The organism is Pseudomonas californiensis (assembly GCF_021147775.1).
GTDB classification, from domain to species: domain Bacteria; phylum Pseudomonadota; class Gammaproteobacteria; order Pseudomonadales; family Pseudomonadaceae; genus Aquipseudomonas; species Aquipseudomonas californiensis.
Genome location: NZ_JAGTPK010000008.1, coordinates 1 through 18,123, shown reverse-complemented (window position 1 = coordinate 18,123; position 18,123 = coordinate 1). Strand labels below are relative to the sequence as shown.

Annotated in this window: 13 protein-coding genes and 1 pseudogene; 3 read left to right on the top strand and 11 right to left on the bottom strand. The window is 58.0% G+C overall.

What is annotated here, in order from left to right; translation table 11 throughout:
* Positions 1 to 2: 2 nt before the first annotated feature.
* From KDX37_RS09640 to sctW, 5 genes are read right to left on the bottom strand one after another with little or no spacing between them, the layout of a single operon-like run.
* Positions 3 to 449, bottom strand: a complete 447-nt coding sequence (locus KDX37_RS09640; RefSeq protein ID WP_231652474.1) for a type III secretion protein — start codon at positions 447 to 449, stop codon at positions 3 to 5.
* Between the two features lie 3 nt (positions 450 to 452).
* The gene (locus KDX37_RS09635; protein ID WP_231652473.1) at positions 453 to 1,802 is read right to left on the bottom strand and encodes a FliI/YscN family ATPase; all 1,350 of its coding nucleotides are present in this window, start codon (positions 1,800 to 1,802) and stop codon (positions 453 to 455) included.
* A complete protein-coding gene (locus tag KDX37_RS09630; RefSeq protein ID WP_231652472.1) occupies positions 1,799 to 2,800 on the bottom strand; it encodes an FHA domain-containing protein in 1,002 nt (333 codons plus the stop codon). Before KDX37_RS09630 ends, KDX37_RS09635 begins: the two co-directional genes overlap by 4 nt.
* Positions 2,801 to 2,833: 33 nt before the next feature.
* On the bottom strand, positions 2,834 to 4,933 hold the full coding sequence (sctV, locus tag KDX37_RS09625; protein WP_231652471.1) for a type III secretion system export apparatus subunit SctV: 2,100 nt from the start codon (positions 4,931 to 4,933) through the stop codon (positions 2,834 to 2,836).
* On the bottom strand, positions 4,933 to 6,036 hold the full coding sequence (gene sctW / locus KDX37_RS09620) for a type III secretion system gatekeeper subunit SctW (protein ID WP_231652470.1): 1,104 nt from the start codon (positions 6,034 to 6,036) through the stop codon (positions 4,933 to 4,935). Before sctW ends, sctV begins: the two co-directional genes overlap by 1 nt.
* Before the next feature lie 245 nt (positions 6,037 to 6,281).
* Between sctW and KDX37_RS09615 the strand changes: the two genes are divergently transcribed.
* The 3 genes from KDX37_RS09615 to KDX37_RS09605 all read left to right on the top strand — a co-directional run bounded on the left by KDX37_RS09615 (position 6,282) and on the right by KDX37_RS09605 (position 10,760).
* On the top strand, positions 6,282 to 6,836 hold the full coding sequence (locus KDX37_RS09615; protein ID WP_231652469.1) for an RNA polymerase sigma factor: 555 nt from the start codon (positions 6,282 to 6,284) through the stop codon (positions 6,834 to 6,836).
* Between the two features lie 85 nt (positions 6,837 to 6,921).
* On the top strand, positions 6,922 to 9,207 hold the full coding sequence (locus KDX37_RS09610) for an HrpF/NolX family T3SS translocon protein (protein ID WP_231652468.1): 2,286 nt from the start codon (positions 6,922 to 6,924) through the stop codon (positions 9,205 to 9,207).
* A gap of 368 nt (positions 9,208 to 9,575) precedes the next feature.
* The gene (locus KDX37_RS09605; protein ID WP_231652467.1) at positions 9,576 to 10,760 is read left to right on the top strand and encodes a membrane-targeted effector domain-containing toxin; all 1,185 of its coding nucleotides are present in this window, start codon (positions 9,576 to 9,578) and stop codon (positions 10,758 to 10,760) included.
* Positions 10,761 to 10,905: 145 nt separating this feature from the next.
* On the opposite strand, the pseudogene KDX37_RS09600 reads toward KDX37_RS09605, so the two are convergent.
* The 6 genes and pseudogenes from KDX37_RS09600 to KDX37_RS09575 all read right to left on the bottom strand — a co-directional run.
* Positions 10,906 to 11,211: pseudogene (locus KDX37_RS09600) on the bottom strand (autotransporter domain-containing protein); the annotation flags it as partial.
* A 931-nt stretch (positions 11,212 to 12,142) separates the two neighbouring features.
* Positions 12,143 to 12,328: an excisionase family protein gene (locus tag KDX37_RS29530; RefSeq protein ID WP_231652634.1), complete on the bottom strand. Its 186-nt coding sequence runs from the start codon at positions 12,326 to 12,328 to the stop codon at positions 12,143 to 12,145.
* A 933-nt stretch (positions 12,329 to 13,261) separates the two neighbouring features.
* Complete coding sequence (locus KDX37_RS09590) at positions 13,262 to 13,513, bottom strand: hypothetical protein (RefSeq protein ID WP_231652466.1); 252 nt, start codon at positions 13,511 to 13,513, stop codon at positions 13,262 to 13,264.
* A 72-nt stretch (positions 13,514 to 13,585) separates the two neighbouring features.
* On the bottom strand, positions 13,586 to 13,900 hold the full coding sequence (locus tag KDX37_RS09585; RefSeq protein WP_231652464.1) for a hypothetical protein: 315 nt from the start codon (positions 13,898 to 13,900) through the stop codon (positions 13,586 to 13,588).
* A gap of 58 nt (positions 13,901 to 13,958) precedes the next feature.
* Positions 13,959 to 16,217, bottom strand: a complete 2,259-nt coding sequence (locus KDX37_RS09580) for a hypothetical protein (RefSeq protein ID WP_231652462.1) — start codon at positions 16,215 to 16,217, stop codon at positions 13,959 to 13,961.
* The gene (locus tag KDX37_RS09575) at positions 16,217 to 17,890 is read right to left on the bottom strand and encodes a hypothetical protein (protein WP_231652460.1); all 1,674 of its coding nucleotides are present in this window, start codon (positions 17,888 to 17,890) and stop codon (positions 16,217 to 16,219) included. Before KDX37_RS09575 ends, KDX37_RS09580 begins: the two co-directional genes overlap by 1 nt.
* Positions 17,891 to 18,123 lie beyond the last annotated feature (233 nt).

Below are 18,123 nucleotides of genomic sequence, written 5' to 3'. Positions count from 1 at the left end.
CACTAACCTTCTTCGTTGAGGGTCTCGCTCATGCAGGCCAGTTTCTCGACTGCACGCTGAGACGCCTTGGCCTGTTGCTGTCGCTCTTCAAGCAACGCCTGTTGTTCGGCGATTCGAAGTTGCTGTTGCTGAATGTCCTGACGGATGTACGCCAGACGATCGAGCATTTTTTTCTCTTTTTCGTGCCATGCATCGACATCGTTCAGGCTCATGGTCTTTTCCAGGTGAGCCTCTGAAAGCGTCGCGCGTCGTCGTTTGTGGCGGTCACGTTCCTGGTCCAGCAACGCTCTGGTTTCTGATAGGTGGTCCAGCATGGATTTCAGTTCCACCTGTGCCTGGCGTTGCGCCCGTTCGGCACTGGCTTGTCGGTGTTGACGCAGTGGCGTGAGCAGGCCGATCACCTGTTCAAGCGCCAGTCGCTGCGGATCCTCTTCGAGGTTTTCTTCCATGCGTCACCCCGGCAGTTGAGAGGTGAGCCGCAACAGCCCTTCCAGCGTTTCTTCCAGGGGAACCGGTTCTCGCAGGTCCTGACGCAGAAACGCATTGATATCGTCGTTCAACTTCACGGCGCAGTCGGTTACCGGGTCGGCACCCGCCTGGTATTCACCCAGACGCAGCAGCATTTCCACCTGTTTGTAAGCGGCCAGCAGTTGCCGCAGCTGGTTATTGGCGCGTTGATGTTCGCGGCCGGTGACGTTGCCGAGAATCCGGCTGATGCTGGCCGACACATCAATGGCCGGGTAATGGCCGCGCTCGGCCAGCTTGCGGGACAGCACGATATGCCCGTCCAGCAGCGAGCGTACTTCGTCTGCCACCGGGTCGTTCATCGAGTCCTGTTCGATCAGCACCGTATACAGCGCGGTAATTGAACCTTGCTCGCTCATGCCTGCGCGCTCGACCAGGCGCGGCAGCAAGGTGTAGACCGACGGCGGCAGCCCGCCGCGGCCCAGCGGCTCGCCGGAGGCAATACCGATCTCCCGTTGCGCACGTGCAAAGCGGGTCAGGGAGTCGAGCAGCAGCAGTACTTTCTGACCACGAGCGCGAAACGCTTCGGCAATGGCCGTGGCGGTGAACGCCGCGCGGGCTCGCTCCATGCTCGAGCGGTCCGAGGTGGCACACACCAGAACCGAGCGGCTACGCAAGGTTGCATCCAGCTCATGGTCGAGGAACTCGCGCAGTTCTCGGCCCCGTTCACCGATCAGGCCGAAGACAATCACGTCGCACCCCATGTTGCGCGCCAGCTCTGCCATCAGTGTGGTCTTGCCGCAGCCCGCACCGGCGAACAGCCCGACGCGTTGCCCTTCGCCCAGCAGGATGGCGCTGTCGATCGCCCGAACGCCCGTAGGCAGGGCGTTGGTGATGCGTGGTCGCTGAGTGGGCGGCAGCGCATCGGCGATTACCGGCAGGGTCGTGCGGCGATCATCAGGGCCCGCAAAAGCGCCGATGGCGTCGCCCATCAGCGGACGGCCAAAGCCGTCCAGCACACAACCCAGCAGGCTGTCATCGACGCCAATCCGGTGGGCGATGCCCAGCGGACGAATGGGCGCGCCTACCTGAATGCCATCTGGCGCACCGAGAGCGCTGAGCAGCGTGCAGTCCGGGGTGAAGCCCACGATCTCTGCCAGTAGCAGGCTGCCATCGGCCTTGCTCACCTCGCACAGGTCGCCGACCTTTGCGGCGGGCAGTTTGCACTCCAGCAAAATACCCCGCACTGCGCTGACCCTGCCGCTCACCCTTACGGCGCTGTACTGTGAAAGACGCGCCGTATGAACGGCTTTCCAGTGATCCAGAGCAGCGTTCACCAGTTCACCTCGACGTGGCGGTCGCCGTCGAACTGCAGATGATGTTCATCGATCCTGGAGAGGCGTAGCCCGTCTACTTCGTCACCCACATAGAGACGGCGACCATCCGCTGTCACCAGATGGGCATGAGGTCCTGTCATGATCTGCACCACCACGAAGGGCAGGGCGTTGTGAGCACTGGATACATTGTCCAGCACGTTGATCGGTGAGCGGTATCTGTCTTTGAAGCGCTGCAGCATGCGCTGATAGACCAGCAGCGCTTCTTCTTTGACATCGCCGTCGAGCACCAGGCCTTCTGGCCGCTCTTCAATCCTGATATCCGTAAGCAGGCGTTCGCTGAGCATGGTGTTGAGCTGACGTCGAACGGCGTCTGCATCAGCGAGGCGGATGCGCGTGTCCGGCTTTGCCGCTTTCGACGCTGCTGGCATGACCTGCCCGGGCGTATCAGAGGCGGCCGAGCCAACTTGTCGGGCTGCTGCAACCTGGATCACTTCAGGGTCCATTGCGATAGGCGATGGCCGGGTCAGGCTCCAGGCACTGCCGATCACACCAATCAGCAAGCCTGCAATGATGCCCGTGGTGCGGTTCAGGAATTTCTGTGAGCGCGACGGTACCTTCCTCAGCGGCGCAGCGCTGGCAGCTGGCTCGGCCTCGGGGCTAGGCTGAGTCTGAGGCTGTGGAGGAATGATGGCCGGCACCGACGGCCAGTCGTCACCGGCCGGGGATACGCACAGCCAGACCGGGCCCAGCATGAACGCGCTGTTGAGGGTCAGTTCGAGGCTGGCCTGAGGGTTGCCATTCTCGTCGCAGACTTGCCCTTGTTCACCGTTCAGAACCCAACTGTCGTCCTGGCGTTGCAGGCGCCCGTGAAGGCTCTCCACGCCAGCGTCTTCCAGCGCCAGGTCCTGTTGCTCGTCCGAGCCAATCGACCATTGCTCGCCAATCAGTGGCAGAGCCGCACCCTGGTGCTGGCCGTTCAATACGCGTAATTCAAACATTCTGCGTTCTCCCTGTCCTCAAGCCAGGCAGGCTCAAGCGGCATGCTCGTTATCCATCGGTTCGAGATCGTCTTCCAGATCGAACCGCCCCATGACCTTGACCTTGGCCGCGTTGCTGATTTCGGCGAAAGACAGCACGGGCACGTGGTAGAACTCTTCCTTGAGCAAGTTGCGCAGCGGACTGCGCAGGTCCTGTGCGACCAACAGCACAGCTTGCTCCGGCGCTCGCAAGGGGAACGCCATGTGCAATTGCTGCACGAGCAGTTGACTGATCTCGTTGCTCAGCGCAAAGAACGTTTCGGTCTGTGTCTGACGCAGTCCGTCGCGCAGCAGTCCTTCGCTTTCCGGCGTCAGCAGCCACACCATCAAGCCTTCGGCTCCACAGTACTGGTGGTAAATCTGCGATTTGAGTGCGATGCGCACGTAGTCGGTCAGCACGCTGATGTCGCGTTCGTGCTGGGCATGTTCGATCAGGGTTTCGGCAATCACCCTGATCGCTCGCAGCGGCACGCATTCGGAAGCCAGTCGTTGCAGGACCGCAGAGAATCGTGTGAGCGTCAGCACCCTCTGCATCTCCTGGGCAAGTTCGGGTTGTTCGGCTTCCAGCCAACTCAGGATCGCCTTGGTTTCCTGCAAACCGATAAATTGCGGCCCGCAGGATTGCAACGCACGCTCCATGCGCTCGATGATCAAGGTCATGGCGCTCACGCCGTTCAGGTCGTTGTTCTGCAACTCCGGCGCGTCGGCGGGTAGCCACACCCACTGGTCTTCCTGACGATCGGTGTCGCCGTAGATGACAGGCGTCTGGGTGTCGTTTTGCAGCAGGTGTGAAGCCACTGCTTTGTGGGTCTGGCTGAAGGTCGCTTTGACCATCGGTACTTCGTACACCGTAAAGCGGAACTCATCCGGCTGCAGATGGTGTGCATGCTCGATGATGAACGAGGGCAGGGTGAGCCCGTATTGCACCACCAGGCGATTGCGTCGCTGACGGATTTCGCTGACCAGCTTTTCTATCTGGGTGTTGTCCTGGCTGGGGTGGAACTGCAGGACAAACTGCCGGCTCGGCGAGAACGTTCGCAGGTCTTCCTTGCCATTCAGCTCCGGGGCTACCGCCACTGCGCCTTCCTGCTGAGCCTTGGGTTTGGCTCGCTGCAATTGCAGCAGACCACCGGCACCACAAATGATCGCAATGGTGATGAACACCGCCGTCGGCATCCCTGGCAGCGCGGCAAAGCCGAGCATGGCCACTGACGCAATGATCCAGGCTTTGGGCTGGCTGGTGATCTGCTCTGCGATCTCACGACCGATATTGGCTTCGGCCCCTGCGTCTGCGTTGGGGACCCGGGTGATGATCATGCCGCACGTGACGGAAATCAGCAGCGCCGGGATCTGTGCGATCAGGCCGTCACCGATGGTCAATACCGTGTACAGCTGCAAGGCGTCACCGGCGCTCATGCCATGCTGCACGACACCGATGGAGATGCCGCCGATCATGTTGATTGCGACGATGATCAGGCTGGCGATGGCGTCGCCATTGACGAACTTCATCGCCCCGTCCATGGCGCCGAACAGTTGGCTTTCCTTGTTCAGTTCGGCTCGGCGCTTGCGCGCCTCTTGCACGCTGATAAGGTTGGCCCGCAGATCACTGTCGATCGACATCTGCTTGCCGGGCATGGCGTCCAGTGTGAACCGCGCCCCTACTTCTGCGACGCGCTCGGAGCCTTTGGTGATGACCAGAAAGTTGACCACGGTCAGGATCAGAAAGATCACCAGGCCCACGGCAAGGTTGCCACCCACCACGAACTGACCGAAGGCTTCAACGATATGCCCTGCGTCCTGATTGAGCAGGATAAGGCGTGTGGTGGAAATCGACAGTGCCAGGCGAAACATGGTGGTCAGCAGCAGCACCGCCGGAAAGGTCGAGAACGCCAGCGGCCTTGGCAGGTGCATGGCCAGCATGATCAGCAGGCAGGAAATACAGATATTGACCGCAATCAGCACATCCACCAGCCCGGTCGGCAGCGGGGTGATCATCATGAACACGATGGCGATCACAAAAAATGCGCCCACCAGTTCCGAGCGACGCATGGCTGCCAGCGCGACACCGTTCAGCAGGTTGATGAGTTGATTCATCAGGCGAGTCCCTCGTAAAGCTGCTTCTGTTCCTGTTGCGTGAGCTCGGCCATCAGCGTGAGCAGGTTGCTCAACGCGGTCTGACGGCTTTTCATGTCACGCCAAAGCAGAATGGGTAATTGCAGGAGCATCGGGCGCAGACCGTTCAGGAATGCCAGCTGATGCTTGAGTTGCTCGCCACCAATGTGCTGGGTCAGCTGCAACGTCTGGTTCACGTTCATGCCGTTGGCGGTGAGTGTCAGCAGATGTTTGAGAAACGCTGGCGGATCGACTTTCAGGTCAGGGTTCTTGTTACGCATCCGCCCCAGCAAATGCTCGCAGCCTCTGAGCAGTGTGGTCACATGCCGTGCGGTGGTCAGGCCGTGCATCAGCGTGCGCAGCTGCTCATGAGAGGCCGATGGCGTAATGGCCGAAAGATCGTCTGCGATTGCACTGCGCATGTCACGAAGATTGAGATCGAATTGCCCAGGCTCTTCCTGCTCGCTGATCAAGGCCTCGATCAAGCCGGTGACATTGGGCTGGCCGCTCACCGCTACACCGTAGAGATTGCGCAGTGCGGCGCGACGCTTGTTATCGATGTTCTGGCGCCCGAACGCTTTGGCGGTGTTGATACCTGCCTGGGCACGATGGCCGAACTTGCGGCGCAGCTGTTTGAGCCTTTCAGTCAGGACCTCATGCTCTTGCAGACTGCCTTCGGACTCTGCCTGCTTGCGTGCAGCCTGCAGCACGACATGAGCCTTGGCGGCATCGCCGTCTGCAAATTCCAGAATCTGCTCGACCTCTGTTGCATCCTCTTTGAGCAGCTTTTTACGCAGCAGTCTGGCAGCGTTGTCGAGCCCGGTGTCCTGGGTGCTCATCAGCAACTGATAGAGCTCGCCCAGTTTGACCGCCCGTGACTGCAGGGCATTTCTGCTGGCGATCAGCTCTCGCTGACGCAGTATCCGGCTTTGCTGCACCAGCGCTGCGGCGAAGCGTGAAACCTGTTGTGTCGAGGTTCCCTTACCGTTTGGCTCCGTGCCATGAATCGGCCGCGCAGCAGGCGTGATCGCTTGCGTCGGCGCGACTGAATGGATAGGCAATATAGGCGGGGCAACGATTTTCATAGTGAGGTTCTGAGCCTGATCATGACGCCTGAGTGGGGCCACTGGTCGGTTCAGTTCCCTGACAAGGGGCGGCTTCGCGTTTGTGCCAAATGCTGTCGTGGTAAACGTAGGGGTTTGGCAAAAAAATGTATTACAAAAGATTACATGTTTTAAAATGTTCTTTATGATCAAAGAGTTATGTTGATTTTTTGCTTGGCACGGTTATCGCTATAGGGCTTGCACACCATTAGAAAGGGTAGGCCCCCATGTTTCAAAACCTCGTGATCCTGGACAAGACCCAACCCCGTCAAGCGTCTTCAAAAGCTGGTGTGCGCCAGATGACGGACGATCAGATCCAAATGCTCAGGGCGTTCATACAGAAGCGTGTGATGAACCCCGATGATGTGGATGACATCCTGCAGTGTGTTTTTCTTGAGGCGCTGCGCAGCGAGCACAAGTTTCAGCATGCCAGCAAACCGCAAACCTGGTTGTGCGGCATTGCGTTGAACCTGATCCGCAATCACTTCCGCAAAATGTACCGCCAGCCTTATCAGGAAAGCTGGGAAGAAGAGGTGCATTCTGAAGTGGACCTGCACAGCGACATCGGTCACCAGGTCGACGGCCATCGTCAGTTGGCGCGGGTGATCGAGGCCATTGGTGACCTGCCGTCCAACATGCAGCGAGTGCTTGAGGTGTCGCTGGAGATGGACGGCAACTATCAGGACACCGCAAGCAATCTGGGCGTACCGATCGGCACCGTACGTTCACGGTTATCGCGCGCACGCGTGCAATTGAAGCAGCAGATCGACCCGTTCGCCTGAAGGCGTATTTTTGCGCGAGAGCGGGAACCGACCGAGGTCGCCGGCCACACAGTGATCAACCCTCACTTTTGGACGGCGACTTATCATGCGTATATCCAGTTCTCCAGTCTTCAGCGGTAATGTCCCCCAAGTCACCTCTGGCGAGCTGGCTGATACGTCGCCGGTGGCCAGAAACCTGACCTCATCGGGCGGCGATGTGCAGTTCGGTCAATCCGGTCAGAGCCTGTCCGATCTGCTCAACAATGAGGACGACACGGGTTCGTCCGCAGCCTCGTTTTTCTCTCGCAGCAGTACCTCTTCAAGCAGCGACTTCGACTCGTTGTCCACCTCGGGATCTGGCGGGGTTTCGTCCACTGGCTCGGTGGCTTCGACCGGTACTCCAGCCAGCAGCGATGCATCTGACCCGGCCAATGCGCCTCAAGCCTCTGATGCTGCATTTCTCGACAATTCCGAATACTCCTCTCCTGAGGCGCTGAAGCGTTGGGAGCCGATGGTCGCTCATCTGCCGCCGGAAGAGCGTGAGCAAGCGGCCAAGGAACTCAATCGACCGATCGCGGCAGCCTGGATGGCGCGCGACGATGGTCCGGACGCGGCCAAGGCGATGGAGTTCATCAACGCCAACCCTGCATTGAAAACCGCAGTGGACACCGCTCAAGGCGGTAGAGCGGATGGCAAAATCACCAACAAAGACCTCAAGGTCTTCGCCAAAAACATGCAAAAGGCTGCTGACAGCGCCGACAAGGATGTCGAGAAGTATCAGAAAGACAACCCGGACGCAGATCCTCAGTCCCTCGAAATGGTCCGTAATGCGGCTGTGATGCGTGCGAACGTTCCGTTGGCCCGCGCCGCTGAGCCGAATAATGCGCAGGGGGCGGCCAACCAGACCAAGGTCGATGACAACATCAGCGCCGAGGATCTGAAAGGCCTGGCAGCCAACAACCCAGGCTTGTCGGGTGCGCTCAAACGGTCGTGCAGCACGTGGTCGCAACCGGGCTTTATGGGCCAGCTCGATGAAGCCGGGATGAAAGGCCGCGCGAAGGCGGCGCACAGTCCTGACCACCTGTTCAACGCGAAAAACATCAATGAGTGGATCAAGACCAGCGCCCCCACCAACGGGGGTCAGTTTGCCGGGATGCTGAGTGATGCCGCCACGCTCAACTCTGTCGCGGGTATCGATATCAGCAAACTGGGCGCTGACGTTTTTGATCACCCTGATGCCTATACCGGCGCCCAGAAGGCGGCGGTGATGGTCAAGCTGCAGCAAATCCAGCAAAGCGTTGTTGCTGGACGCGGGTTGCGCAACACAGATAAAACTGAAGAAGCGCTCAACGAGCGGATCGCCAAGCTTCAGAGCGACCAGGGCCTCCAGGAATACCTCAACAAAAGTATCCCCGAACAGGAGCGAAAACTGGTACGCAGCGATGCCGCCTTGCAAAAAGCGGTAGTCGAGCAGGCAAACAACGTCGACAGCGGCAAAGCGCTGGAAACCGACATGGCGACGGCGGGCAAGGCGGTCGACAAACACAAGCCCAATGTTGACTACAGCGGTGCGATCAGCGGCCTGGGCGCTCAATTGCAGTTACAGAAAGACCTGTTTCCCGACAAACAGGTAATGACGCCCGATCAGGTGCTGGCTCAGCGTCCAGACCTTCAATCTTCCATAGAAGACTCCTACGTCAAAAATTTCAGTGAGGGTGGCGCGATCAAGCAACTGCTCGATCAGAAGAAGGTGGACGCCAACACGGCATTGCAGACCGCAGATGCGCAGAAGGCAGCGTACGACAGCGTGTTGCCTCCCGAGGTTACCGACAGCCAGCATGAAGACTATGTGAACTCGACCATGGCGCAGCTGCAGGATTCGAAAAAGGGTCGCAAGTTTCTTGAAGGCAAATCAGACGAAGGCAAAGGCCCTTCGGAAGCCATGCAGATCATGGAGCAAGTGGGCCCCAAGGCACTTCAGTCCGTCGTGGGTTTCATGTCGGTTTCCGACATGCTCGCTCAGGGCAACAAATTGGGTGCGACTCAGGCCATCTATGACAGCACCAAACTGGCCGGGGAGGCCGTCAAGGGCGGCTTCGACGCCGGGGCCAAAATGCTGGGTCGTGAGGCTTCAGCCGGTCTGGGACGCATGACCGGGCAGCTGGTGGGACGTGCAATCGGCATGGTGGCGGGCGAAGCGACCGGCCTGGCCGCAGGCGCGGTACTGGGTGCCGCGATCCCGGTCATCGGCTGGGCGATTGATGGCGCCATGGCGCTGGGCTTCGGTATTTCCGCAATTTTCGATGCGGTGAAAAAGCACAAGGCGCAGAAAGCGTTCGACCACAACGTCGACCCAACGCTTGAGCAGTTCGGTATTCCGAAGGCGCATTGATCGATCAGACAACAGGCGGCAGCGACATGTTGGCTTGGTCAGCAACATGCTTGCCTGTCTGAACCTGCAGGGATCGGACTGTGAATGCTCTCCTTGCCAGGAGGTTATTTTTAACTCAGACCCTTTGGCTATCCAACCCAACCGGAGATTGACTCATGAGACCTGTCGGTGGCTCTTCCCCACACTATTATCCAAGCGCGCCTGACGTTCAAAGGCCTGTAACACGACCTGCTCAAGCCGAGTCGGCCCATAGATCGGAGGCCAGTTCATCCAGAGCAGCAGATGAGCCGGTGGCCCCACCGCCTTTGGGCGGTGTTCGCCGTTACGGAGGAGGGCGTTACGCCCATCTTGCTGAGGCCATCGTGCACATGAACATTGCAGGTCAAACGTCTGAAAACGATGAGTCCAAAGGTGAACTGCGCAGCAGGCGAGATACTCGAGTCGGCGGTCAGCGGCGTGCTACTGACTCATCCAGTGTCGCGTCGAGTTCGCGCGCACCACGTGGTCATTCAGGTGACGGCTTCAAAGCCGCAAACCTTGCCGAGCTGGCACGCTGGACGGAGAACAAACACACACACCGTTATGACCCCCGCCTCGCATCTGGGGTATCTATGCCTTCATCCGTGATAGCCAGCATGCTGGATCGCGAAATGAAAGCCATCAAGGCGGGGATTGGCTTTGCGGACCTCAAGCCTGAGGATGTCGGGCTTTTACAAAGCAGGAATCATATTGATGTGAACCTCAATTATCTCGAAATGAGGGAGTGGGCTAAAAGAAGGCCGTGGGGCCCCCTGGATGAAAACAAAGTCGAAGCTAATTTGATCAGAAGGGCAGATCGTTACTTTGATGACTTCAAATCCCAGGACAGGCCTGCGTTGGGTCCTGTTCCCAAACTGAAAAGCAAAGACAGCCTGGGTGTCATGCGCGAATTGTTGAACGATGCCCCTGGGCTGGTAATCGGGGAAGCGCACAGTTCGGTTGCCAGTAAGCGTGAGCTGACCAAAAACATGAAGGATTTGAAGGCTGCTGGCGTGACGACGCTGTTCATGGAACACCTGTGCTCAGACTCCCACGGACAAGCCCTGGACGAGTACATGAACTCTCCGAAAGGCAGTCCTATGCCTCCAAGGCTTAAGGCCTATCTTGATATGCAGACCAGAGGGAATTTACCACCTAACAGACCAATGCCCTCATACACTTTTGCAACCGTAGTGGAATCTGCAAAGAAGGCCGGGATTCAAGTCATTCCACTGGATACCGCTCAGACGTATGACACGTCACGCGATGAGGACGGTAACTCGAGAATCAAAGCGATGAACTATTATGGCTCTGAAAAAATACGCCTCACCCAGCCCCCGGGAAAATGGCTTGCCTTTGTTGGCTCAGGTCACGCCACTGACTACCAAAACGTACCTGGACTCGCTGAGCTACAGGGTGTGAGGAGCCTGATCATTGATGATTATGGTTCAAAGTCCCGTCCTCAGATCGATACCAACGTCAAAAACTATCTGGAGCAAATCAATCCAGACGTAACGATGTCTTATCAGGTCTGATTGAGCTTCTCTTGGCGGTTCCCGTGCACTGTGACAGGACTGAACGGAGTCGCTTTGTCAGCTTCGGTGAGTAATGCCAGCGCGTGGGCGACAGAGGGGCGAGCAAGTGTTTGCTCGTCCCCTCTGAATGCAATGCTCGCTTTTCTCAGAATTGCCAATCCAGCGACAGGCCCACACCGTGGGTCTTGCTACGCGAGCCCAGCGAACCGCTGTAGTCCATGAGCCGCGCATCCCCGCCCAGTGCCAGGCTTGCACGCGCACCGACGACGGCTGCATCGCGATCCATCGATACACTCTGCACGGCGAACGTGTTCACCGCTTTGGCGAACGACAAGTGCTGGTCGGACGACGTATCGCTCAGGTTATGTCGCCAGCCCAGCGTAGCCGACACGTCCAGCTTCTGCGTGTCGGTGAGGTTGAAACGGTTGGCCGCCCGAACGCCCAGGGTTGAAAAGTGATGAAGGGTCTGGCAAGTCAGACTGCTTTGCAGGGTTGAGCCTGGGTTGCAACGATTTCACCCGGTTGAGGCGAGCAATCGACGCTATCGAAGATGGCAGGCCAACTACCCGGAACCCGGTTGACTTTGGGCCAGATGGATAATTGACGTGCTATGGGCATTTTCACTGCATGAAGGACGAATGGGCGGCGACCCACCTCGCGGCTTCTAATGGTCAGTCGTTCATGCAGCCTTTGGACTCGACCATTGATCATCTTGCGGTTATAGCTGGGGACAGTGATTACAAATCTGCCCTTCAAGAGAAAATACCCAGGTTTTCTCGACGGGTCAGCGAAGCTTCTGACGACTGGGTGCTTTACCGTAATGGGGCAGGAGGACGTGAATACCTAGCGATCAGTGAGCACGTGGCAAGGGGCTCAGTAGAAGCGCAGGGACTGCGACGCTTGCTTGATAGCATCGTCACCAGCGGGAACAGCTCCATCTGGCGATTTGGTGCTTTGCCAGAGTAAGACTTGACCCAATTCCGCCCGACGATGCACGCGGCGCTGGGAGCGATCCTGAAAATTTAACTCCGGGCATTACGCCAACTTTACGTCAGACGAAAAAAAAGACCTTGAAGTTCAAGGTCTTTTTTAATTTTGGTGCCCGAGGGGGACTAGAAAACATGGCTGTAAGCCTTTATCTATAAGGGCTTGTTCGTTGTTTGGTTTTTCATCTACTCACAAAACTACTCACTTTTTCAAAAGCCACCCCATCTGCCAAGCCAATTATGTCTTCGTAAACGAGGCTGCTCATACTCCATCGCACCTGACGAACGGTCGTCGCGCCGCTGGCCCTGCCCGAGGAAGTGCTGGAAGGCGTGTCACGACCCCACGGCTTCGAGCGCAACATTTTCGCTTTGTGTTGTTGAGCCGCCCTTAAATGATTAAAGTTCGCCAGCCATCCACGCTTCGATAGCCTGACGACTGTATACGACACGGTTCGCCGGATCTTTGCGCCAGTGCTTGCCCTCCAGCCACAAACCGTTTGATCGGTATTTGCGCGCCGCTTCGGTTGTGATTCCAAAGACTGCTGGCAGGAGCTCCTGCCGAAACCATGCTCCCGCGAATATTTCTGAAGTTCGCTCTTTCGCCCCCGGCCTGGCAGATGGGGTTCTTGTTGAGCTCTGCTGTTCGGCAGCCCACGCAGATATATCCTCGACCGCTTTAGACACTGCGTCCTGCTTTTCGACGAGCTGCTGAAGCAGCGATGTAAGCGTCTTGTTGCTTCGCATGGGCCAACCCCCCTTTTAAAGCATACGGTCCTGGCAGAGCCTGTCCGAACTGCTACGAAAATAGCATTTCCAAAACTACCCAGAATCCGGGTAGTTCGTTCCAATTTGGCTTTTCCGTAAAGCCGCTCAGCAGGGTTGCCAGGCAATTCTGTGGAAACCTTTGTGGAAACCTCGCTTTTGGAAACCAGGCTCAGCAGGCATACGCCTACAACTTGATGTTGCCAACCCCGCGTTATCCACTGCAATGCCTGTTACACCAGTCTGTTCAAGCATCGCAGATGCGTAACCTTGAGCGTAACAATGATCGGCCTAGGCACACCACCCATCTCCCGCACAGGGGCGTCAACACTGTTAACCGGATGTTAGCTCGCGTTCGTACAGCCGCCAGCAATCCTCTAGTAGCAAAATTTAGTCGTGTTTCCAAATTCGTGGATACCGACATGGATACCACCGCGATGGATACCTCGGTTGGGCGTGCACGCCCTGCAGCGCTTGATCGCGCATGAGCACCAGAGCAGTACCGATTTTCTCGGTACCACTCCAGAGTGGTATGAATGCCACGATGTGTTGAAATTGCAGCTATCCGCAGAGGATGGGAAGTGCTCCATACGCAACCCCGTGAACGTGCGTACCTGTCTGCGTACCAGCCAGCTGCGTACCTGCTGGCTCGTCTTGTGAGCGACAAGCCCGATGTGTCTCATTCTTCTGAGCGCGCCGCCTGCAATGCTGAGTGCGTGAAATCTATGCGCCGAGAATTGCTCGAAATCATGCCTATCCGTTTAGGCGCCAGCGGCTCATGAATGTGGTTTTTCGGAGCTTGGGCTCAAGCGCTTTCTGCCAGGTATCACCCCGCAGACGACGCATCTTCACGGTCTGCCATTTGAGGCCGCGCATTGCCGCCCAAAGCATTGCAGGCATGGTCTCAGTACCGAGCGTGACCAGCGTCGCCCCGGCACAAACCGTTGTGCGGATAGGCATGCGTGGAAGTGAAATTGCTGCATTGCCAACGGTCACCAGTTGCATGCTCGGCCATCCTAAGTAAGTCCAGATGGCGCGAATTTATGTGACTGGTAGCCGACCGGTAGGCTATCCCCTTTAATGCAAAGGCAAGGCGTCATACTTGGGTGCAATCTGGGCAACGGCCGCGAGCATCGCATCGACGTTCCGCGTACCAGCCTCGATCATGCGATTAGTCATCGCTAGCGCTTCCTCAATCACGACTGGCCTGGCGTCAACATGGTGCGGGTCAAGAAACGGGTAACGGGCGTAGACGCCATTGAGAGCTGAGGCATATTCATCATTGAGCGCCTTGTCTACTCGGGCTTGGGTAGCTTGCTGCTCAGCCAGCATCTCGATTACACGCTTGGCAATTCGGGTGATCTGGTCGTCGCTCATTTCATTTTGGCTCATGGTTATCTCCTTTGTGCCCGATGGTTCTGCGTGTTCGTTGCGCAGATTTCAACTCTTCTCAGTCCTTTGCTCGCACTACCCAGGCTTTCGAGCCTTCTGGCTGATAAGCCTCGTAGCCGTCGCGTAAGTCGGCCTCACGGATCGCAGCGTTCGCCGCTATTCTCGTCTGGTAGTAGCCCGTAGTTGCGGCTTGGATTTCGATTTGGCGCCTCTGGGCGCGGCGCTCAGCAGGAACATTCCGCTTCTGGGCCGTTGCTGATCCGTACTGGCCTGCCGCAATGCTCGCGGCCGCTGGTGCAGTACCGCCTACCATTGCTCGCGGCAGCACGCCGTTTAGCTTGTCCAGCCCATCCTTAGAGGTCAAAGCGTTGGCCAATATGCGGTTTGAGCGTTCGTTGAGTTTTGCGCCGGCCTTGCGTGGAAGGGTGCGCAAAATGGTGTGCAAGAACCCAGCAGTTGAAGCTCCGGGGGAAAGAGCCGCAACTGCAAGGTCTTCAATCAATCCGCTAGCATCGTCCTGCTCCGCCACTCGCCTGGCTGTTGCGCTGCCCCCGGTCGCTCTTCGGGTAAGACCTGACACGTCCAGCTCATGATCCAAGGTCTGCGTCCACTGCTTGCGGGCGGCATCATCCGGCAGAACAGCAGCGATCTTGCTCCGCCCCTCAGGCGTTCTCAAAAATCCAGCCAAGTCCGGAAGTGCTCCTCGTGTGTTCCTGATCTTATCGGCAATGGCTGATACGACACCGATGCGGGTCGCTTCTTGTTCTGATGGATTGAGTCGTGAAAACTCAGCGGACCATTGCTCAGCGTTTTTGCCGGAATTGAGAAGGGTTTTGCCGTTGTCTATGGCCTTTGCGTATTCGGTATGCCCTGCGAATGAGGCTCGAGCTTTGGCATAGGTTGGTGCGCTGGCATCCATGATCGATAGCAGCTCGTTTTTGATCGTGATGATGTCGCGAGCCTTTGAGCGCTGATTGGAGCCCAGCAAGGTCTCAATCTGGTCATCCAGGTTCTGCTTGATAATGTCCAGATCCCCGGTTTTTGGCACGCGCTTGGCCGTGACTGTTCCGTCATCCGCGATCTGGGCAAAGCTGCCGTCGAACTGACGGCCTTGGTTGGCAGCTTTAATCTCGGCGGCACGGTAGGCAGTCTGCATGGCCGGGCGGCTCATCAAACTTTCGAGAGCAGGGCTCCAAGGCACGTCTTCCGCATGAGCTGCGGCGTATAGCGGAGCAGCTGTTGCGGCGCGCTCTTTTATTACGTCCTCAGTAGCTTGATACGCTGATTTGTTGGTACCCGTCAGCTGTTGTAGGGCTGACTCGATCCGGCCGCCTTGTCCCGCTTGGCGCCCGTATACCGTGTCAACCACGGTCGTTCTTGCTTGGCCTGGCGTGTTGGCTAATCGCTCAACCAGCCCTTTTACGTTCTCCCCACCTGCATCTGCCGGAATTGCGGTGCCAGGCTGCTGAGTCGCTATTTCATCGTATTGGGTACGAAATTGGCCCGGGGTCAAGTTGTCTCGTTCCAAAGCGCGGTTGAGTTGCGATTGTGCTCTCACCTCGGGGCTGACCAGCGCGTTTCTTACGCCCTTCGCGGCGCCAATAACACCAGGCACTGCGCCGCCTACGACGGCGCCCAGCGCAGCACCTTGAAGCGCACCCGGAACCCGGTCTCCGAGATCGCCCTCGGCAGATCCTAGTCCGTAGGCGCCGCCATAAGCTGCCCCGAAGCCAGCACCTTGCACCATCGCGCGCCCGGTTGTCTGCCGCGCCGCCGCTGCGGTCGCAGAGGCGCCGAGTGACATCCCGCCAGACGCAATAGCCGGCGCAATACCACCGACCACTGCGCCGACGGTCGACGTCACAGGATGCTGCTCTTGTCCGATTTTCAGCTGGGCACGCTGGTTGGCCACGTTCTCGTCGTAACGCTGGCGCCAGGTATCAGCAGAAGAACCGTTCTCTGGCGTGGAGATCAGCGGCTGCACTGCAGCGTCCAGTCCTGCGAGGATTTCGTCTTGGAAGCCGAATGTGATGCCGTCGCCCGCGCCTCGAATGGCTGCCGTGCCAACACCCACCTTTTCCTTGGTGTCACTGAATGCACCGTCATACCAGGGCTTGTCCGGCTGAGACGCTGAAGTAGTGGGCAGGGCAGGGCCTTGTGAACGCTGGCCAGCTGGGGTGATGATGGGATCACTCTCCCAGGCGAACCCTTGGCTGGCTTGCGATATCGGAGCGCTCTGTCCGTCAGGCTGCATGCCATTCTGATTCTGCCGCTCCGGTGCAGGATTGATGATTGGGTCGTTGTCCCAGGCGGCCATTATGGTTTTCTCCGATAGTTGCCCTGCGGGTCAATGTAATCTGCCCCAGAGGGCAGGCGGGCGTATTGATCGTCAGTGGTAATGGTGTAAACGGCACCTTGTGCGGGTGAAGGGCTGGCAGCCCGCTGCTGTGGCTGCGCTTGCGCTCCGGATGGTGATCCTGCTTGTAAGGCACCATCAAGCAGACCGTTGACATCCAAGGGATCTAATCCCTGATTTGCCCGGCGGTTGTTGATTGTTGCTCCCCTAAGAGCGGATGCCTGATTGTTGTAGCCGTTGATTTCCTTGATGCGCTGCTGGACGATCTTCGGGTCTCGGATGTTGGTAAACAATTCATTCCAGGCTCGATCAGCGTCACCCTCAGTCTGCGTACCTTTGTTGAGGCGCAGGCTCTCGTTTCGCAGTTTTTCCATTGTCGACAGCATGGACGAATAGTTGGCGCTCACGTCGTCGCTGCCGCCTACAGCATTGCGCGCAGCGCTGGCGATGTTGTCCAACAGCCCGAGCTTGAGAGTGCCATCGCTGATTTGGGAGCTGATTTTTTCCAATGCTCCGTTCATGGTTTTTGTGACGCCTACCGCCTCAATGTCACCGTCTTCGAGCTTCTGCAGGGCAGATGGAAGTCCGCGAGTGTTGCGCTCGGCCCGGCCAGCCAGTGCGATATCTTTTTGCGCGCGCGCGTTCTTGGCGGCCGTGTCTGCCTCGAGTGCGCGAAGCTTTGCTGATCCCGTGCCCAGAGGGTCGCTCAGGGCGCGGTAGGCGTTGCGCTGTTCCTCTGTGGCGTTCGGTGCCGTTGCTGCGTTGAACGCATCTTCGAGACGAGAAGACTGTCGTAGCTGCTGATCGGCAGTCTGGCCCTGACGACGATCGTCGATCTGTCCCTGGGCGTTTTTAACAGCCTCCTGCATGCCTTGGGTTTCGGCTTGTCGCTGCTGATCAAAACGCATATCAGCAAGGGTCGGGCGCCGGCTGCTGTCACTGACCACATTGAAGTTCTGGTCCCTGACCAGTCTGGTATTGGCAAGGTCTAGCCGATCCTTATCGCGCCCAGCTTCACGGATGTCATTCGCTCTCTGGAAGCGCGTAGCTGCCAGTGCCGAGTCGCCAGCATTGGACTGGCTGAACGTGCCAACCCCATCTCCTACGTTTGCGGTCGAGCCGAGAGAGGCGAACCCGGGGCCTTGCGCCGGCGTGCGCCAAGCATCGGACAGCCTGGCCTGTTGTTGCGCGACCGGGTAGGCAGGGCTTGCTGGTTGCTGAGATGCTGAGTTGCCCAAGGTCGGCGAAAGAGAGGTAAGGCGCTGTTCTATCGGCTGATTGGGGGCAGTGAAGTTCGTCTGTATGGAGTTCAGCGAGGACGGAGAGCTACTGAATGACGCCTCACCGTTGGCACCCACGCCAGCGTAGATAGCTTTTCTCCCATCGCCAACGCCTGTAGGGAATGCTTCAGCCAAGCTTACCGGTTGTGTTGTGGACTGGCTGGTCAACTGCTGAGCAGCGCGTCCGACCGGGCCAGCCGGTGATGGCGCTGTAGCCGGTGCGAGTTGGGCTGGCTTCGGTAAATATTGAGCCGGTGTATTCGTCGCATCGAACGATCGCTGTTTTGCTTTGGTCGCCTGGACGACATCGCCGGCCAGGATTGGGTCGTAATCGTCTTTGCTGCTGGTGGCCATGGGGTACTCCGGCTAATTGGGTGGGTGAGTCACAATTAGAGAGTTTGTGACTGATACCCGCTTCACAACCGGAAACTGGGTTATCTCACTTGCCCTGTTGCCTCGGCTTACGCCCGCGCCGCACCTCGCCCAAAGCCTCGCTCCAGTTCATACCTCGATAGCGCCGCATCCTCAGCGCCTGCCACTTGATCCCTTGGATAACCGCCCATTCCTTGGCCGGTCGTGTTTGGCCG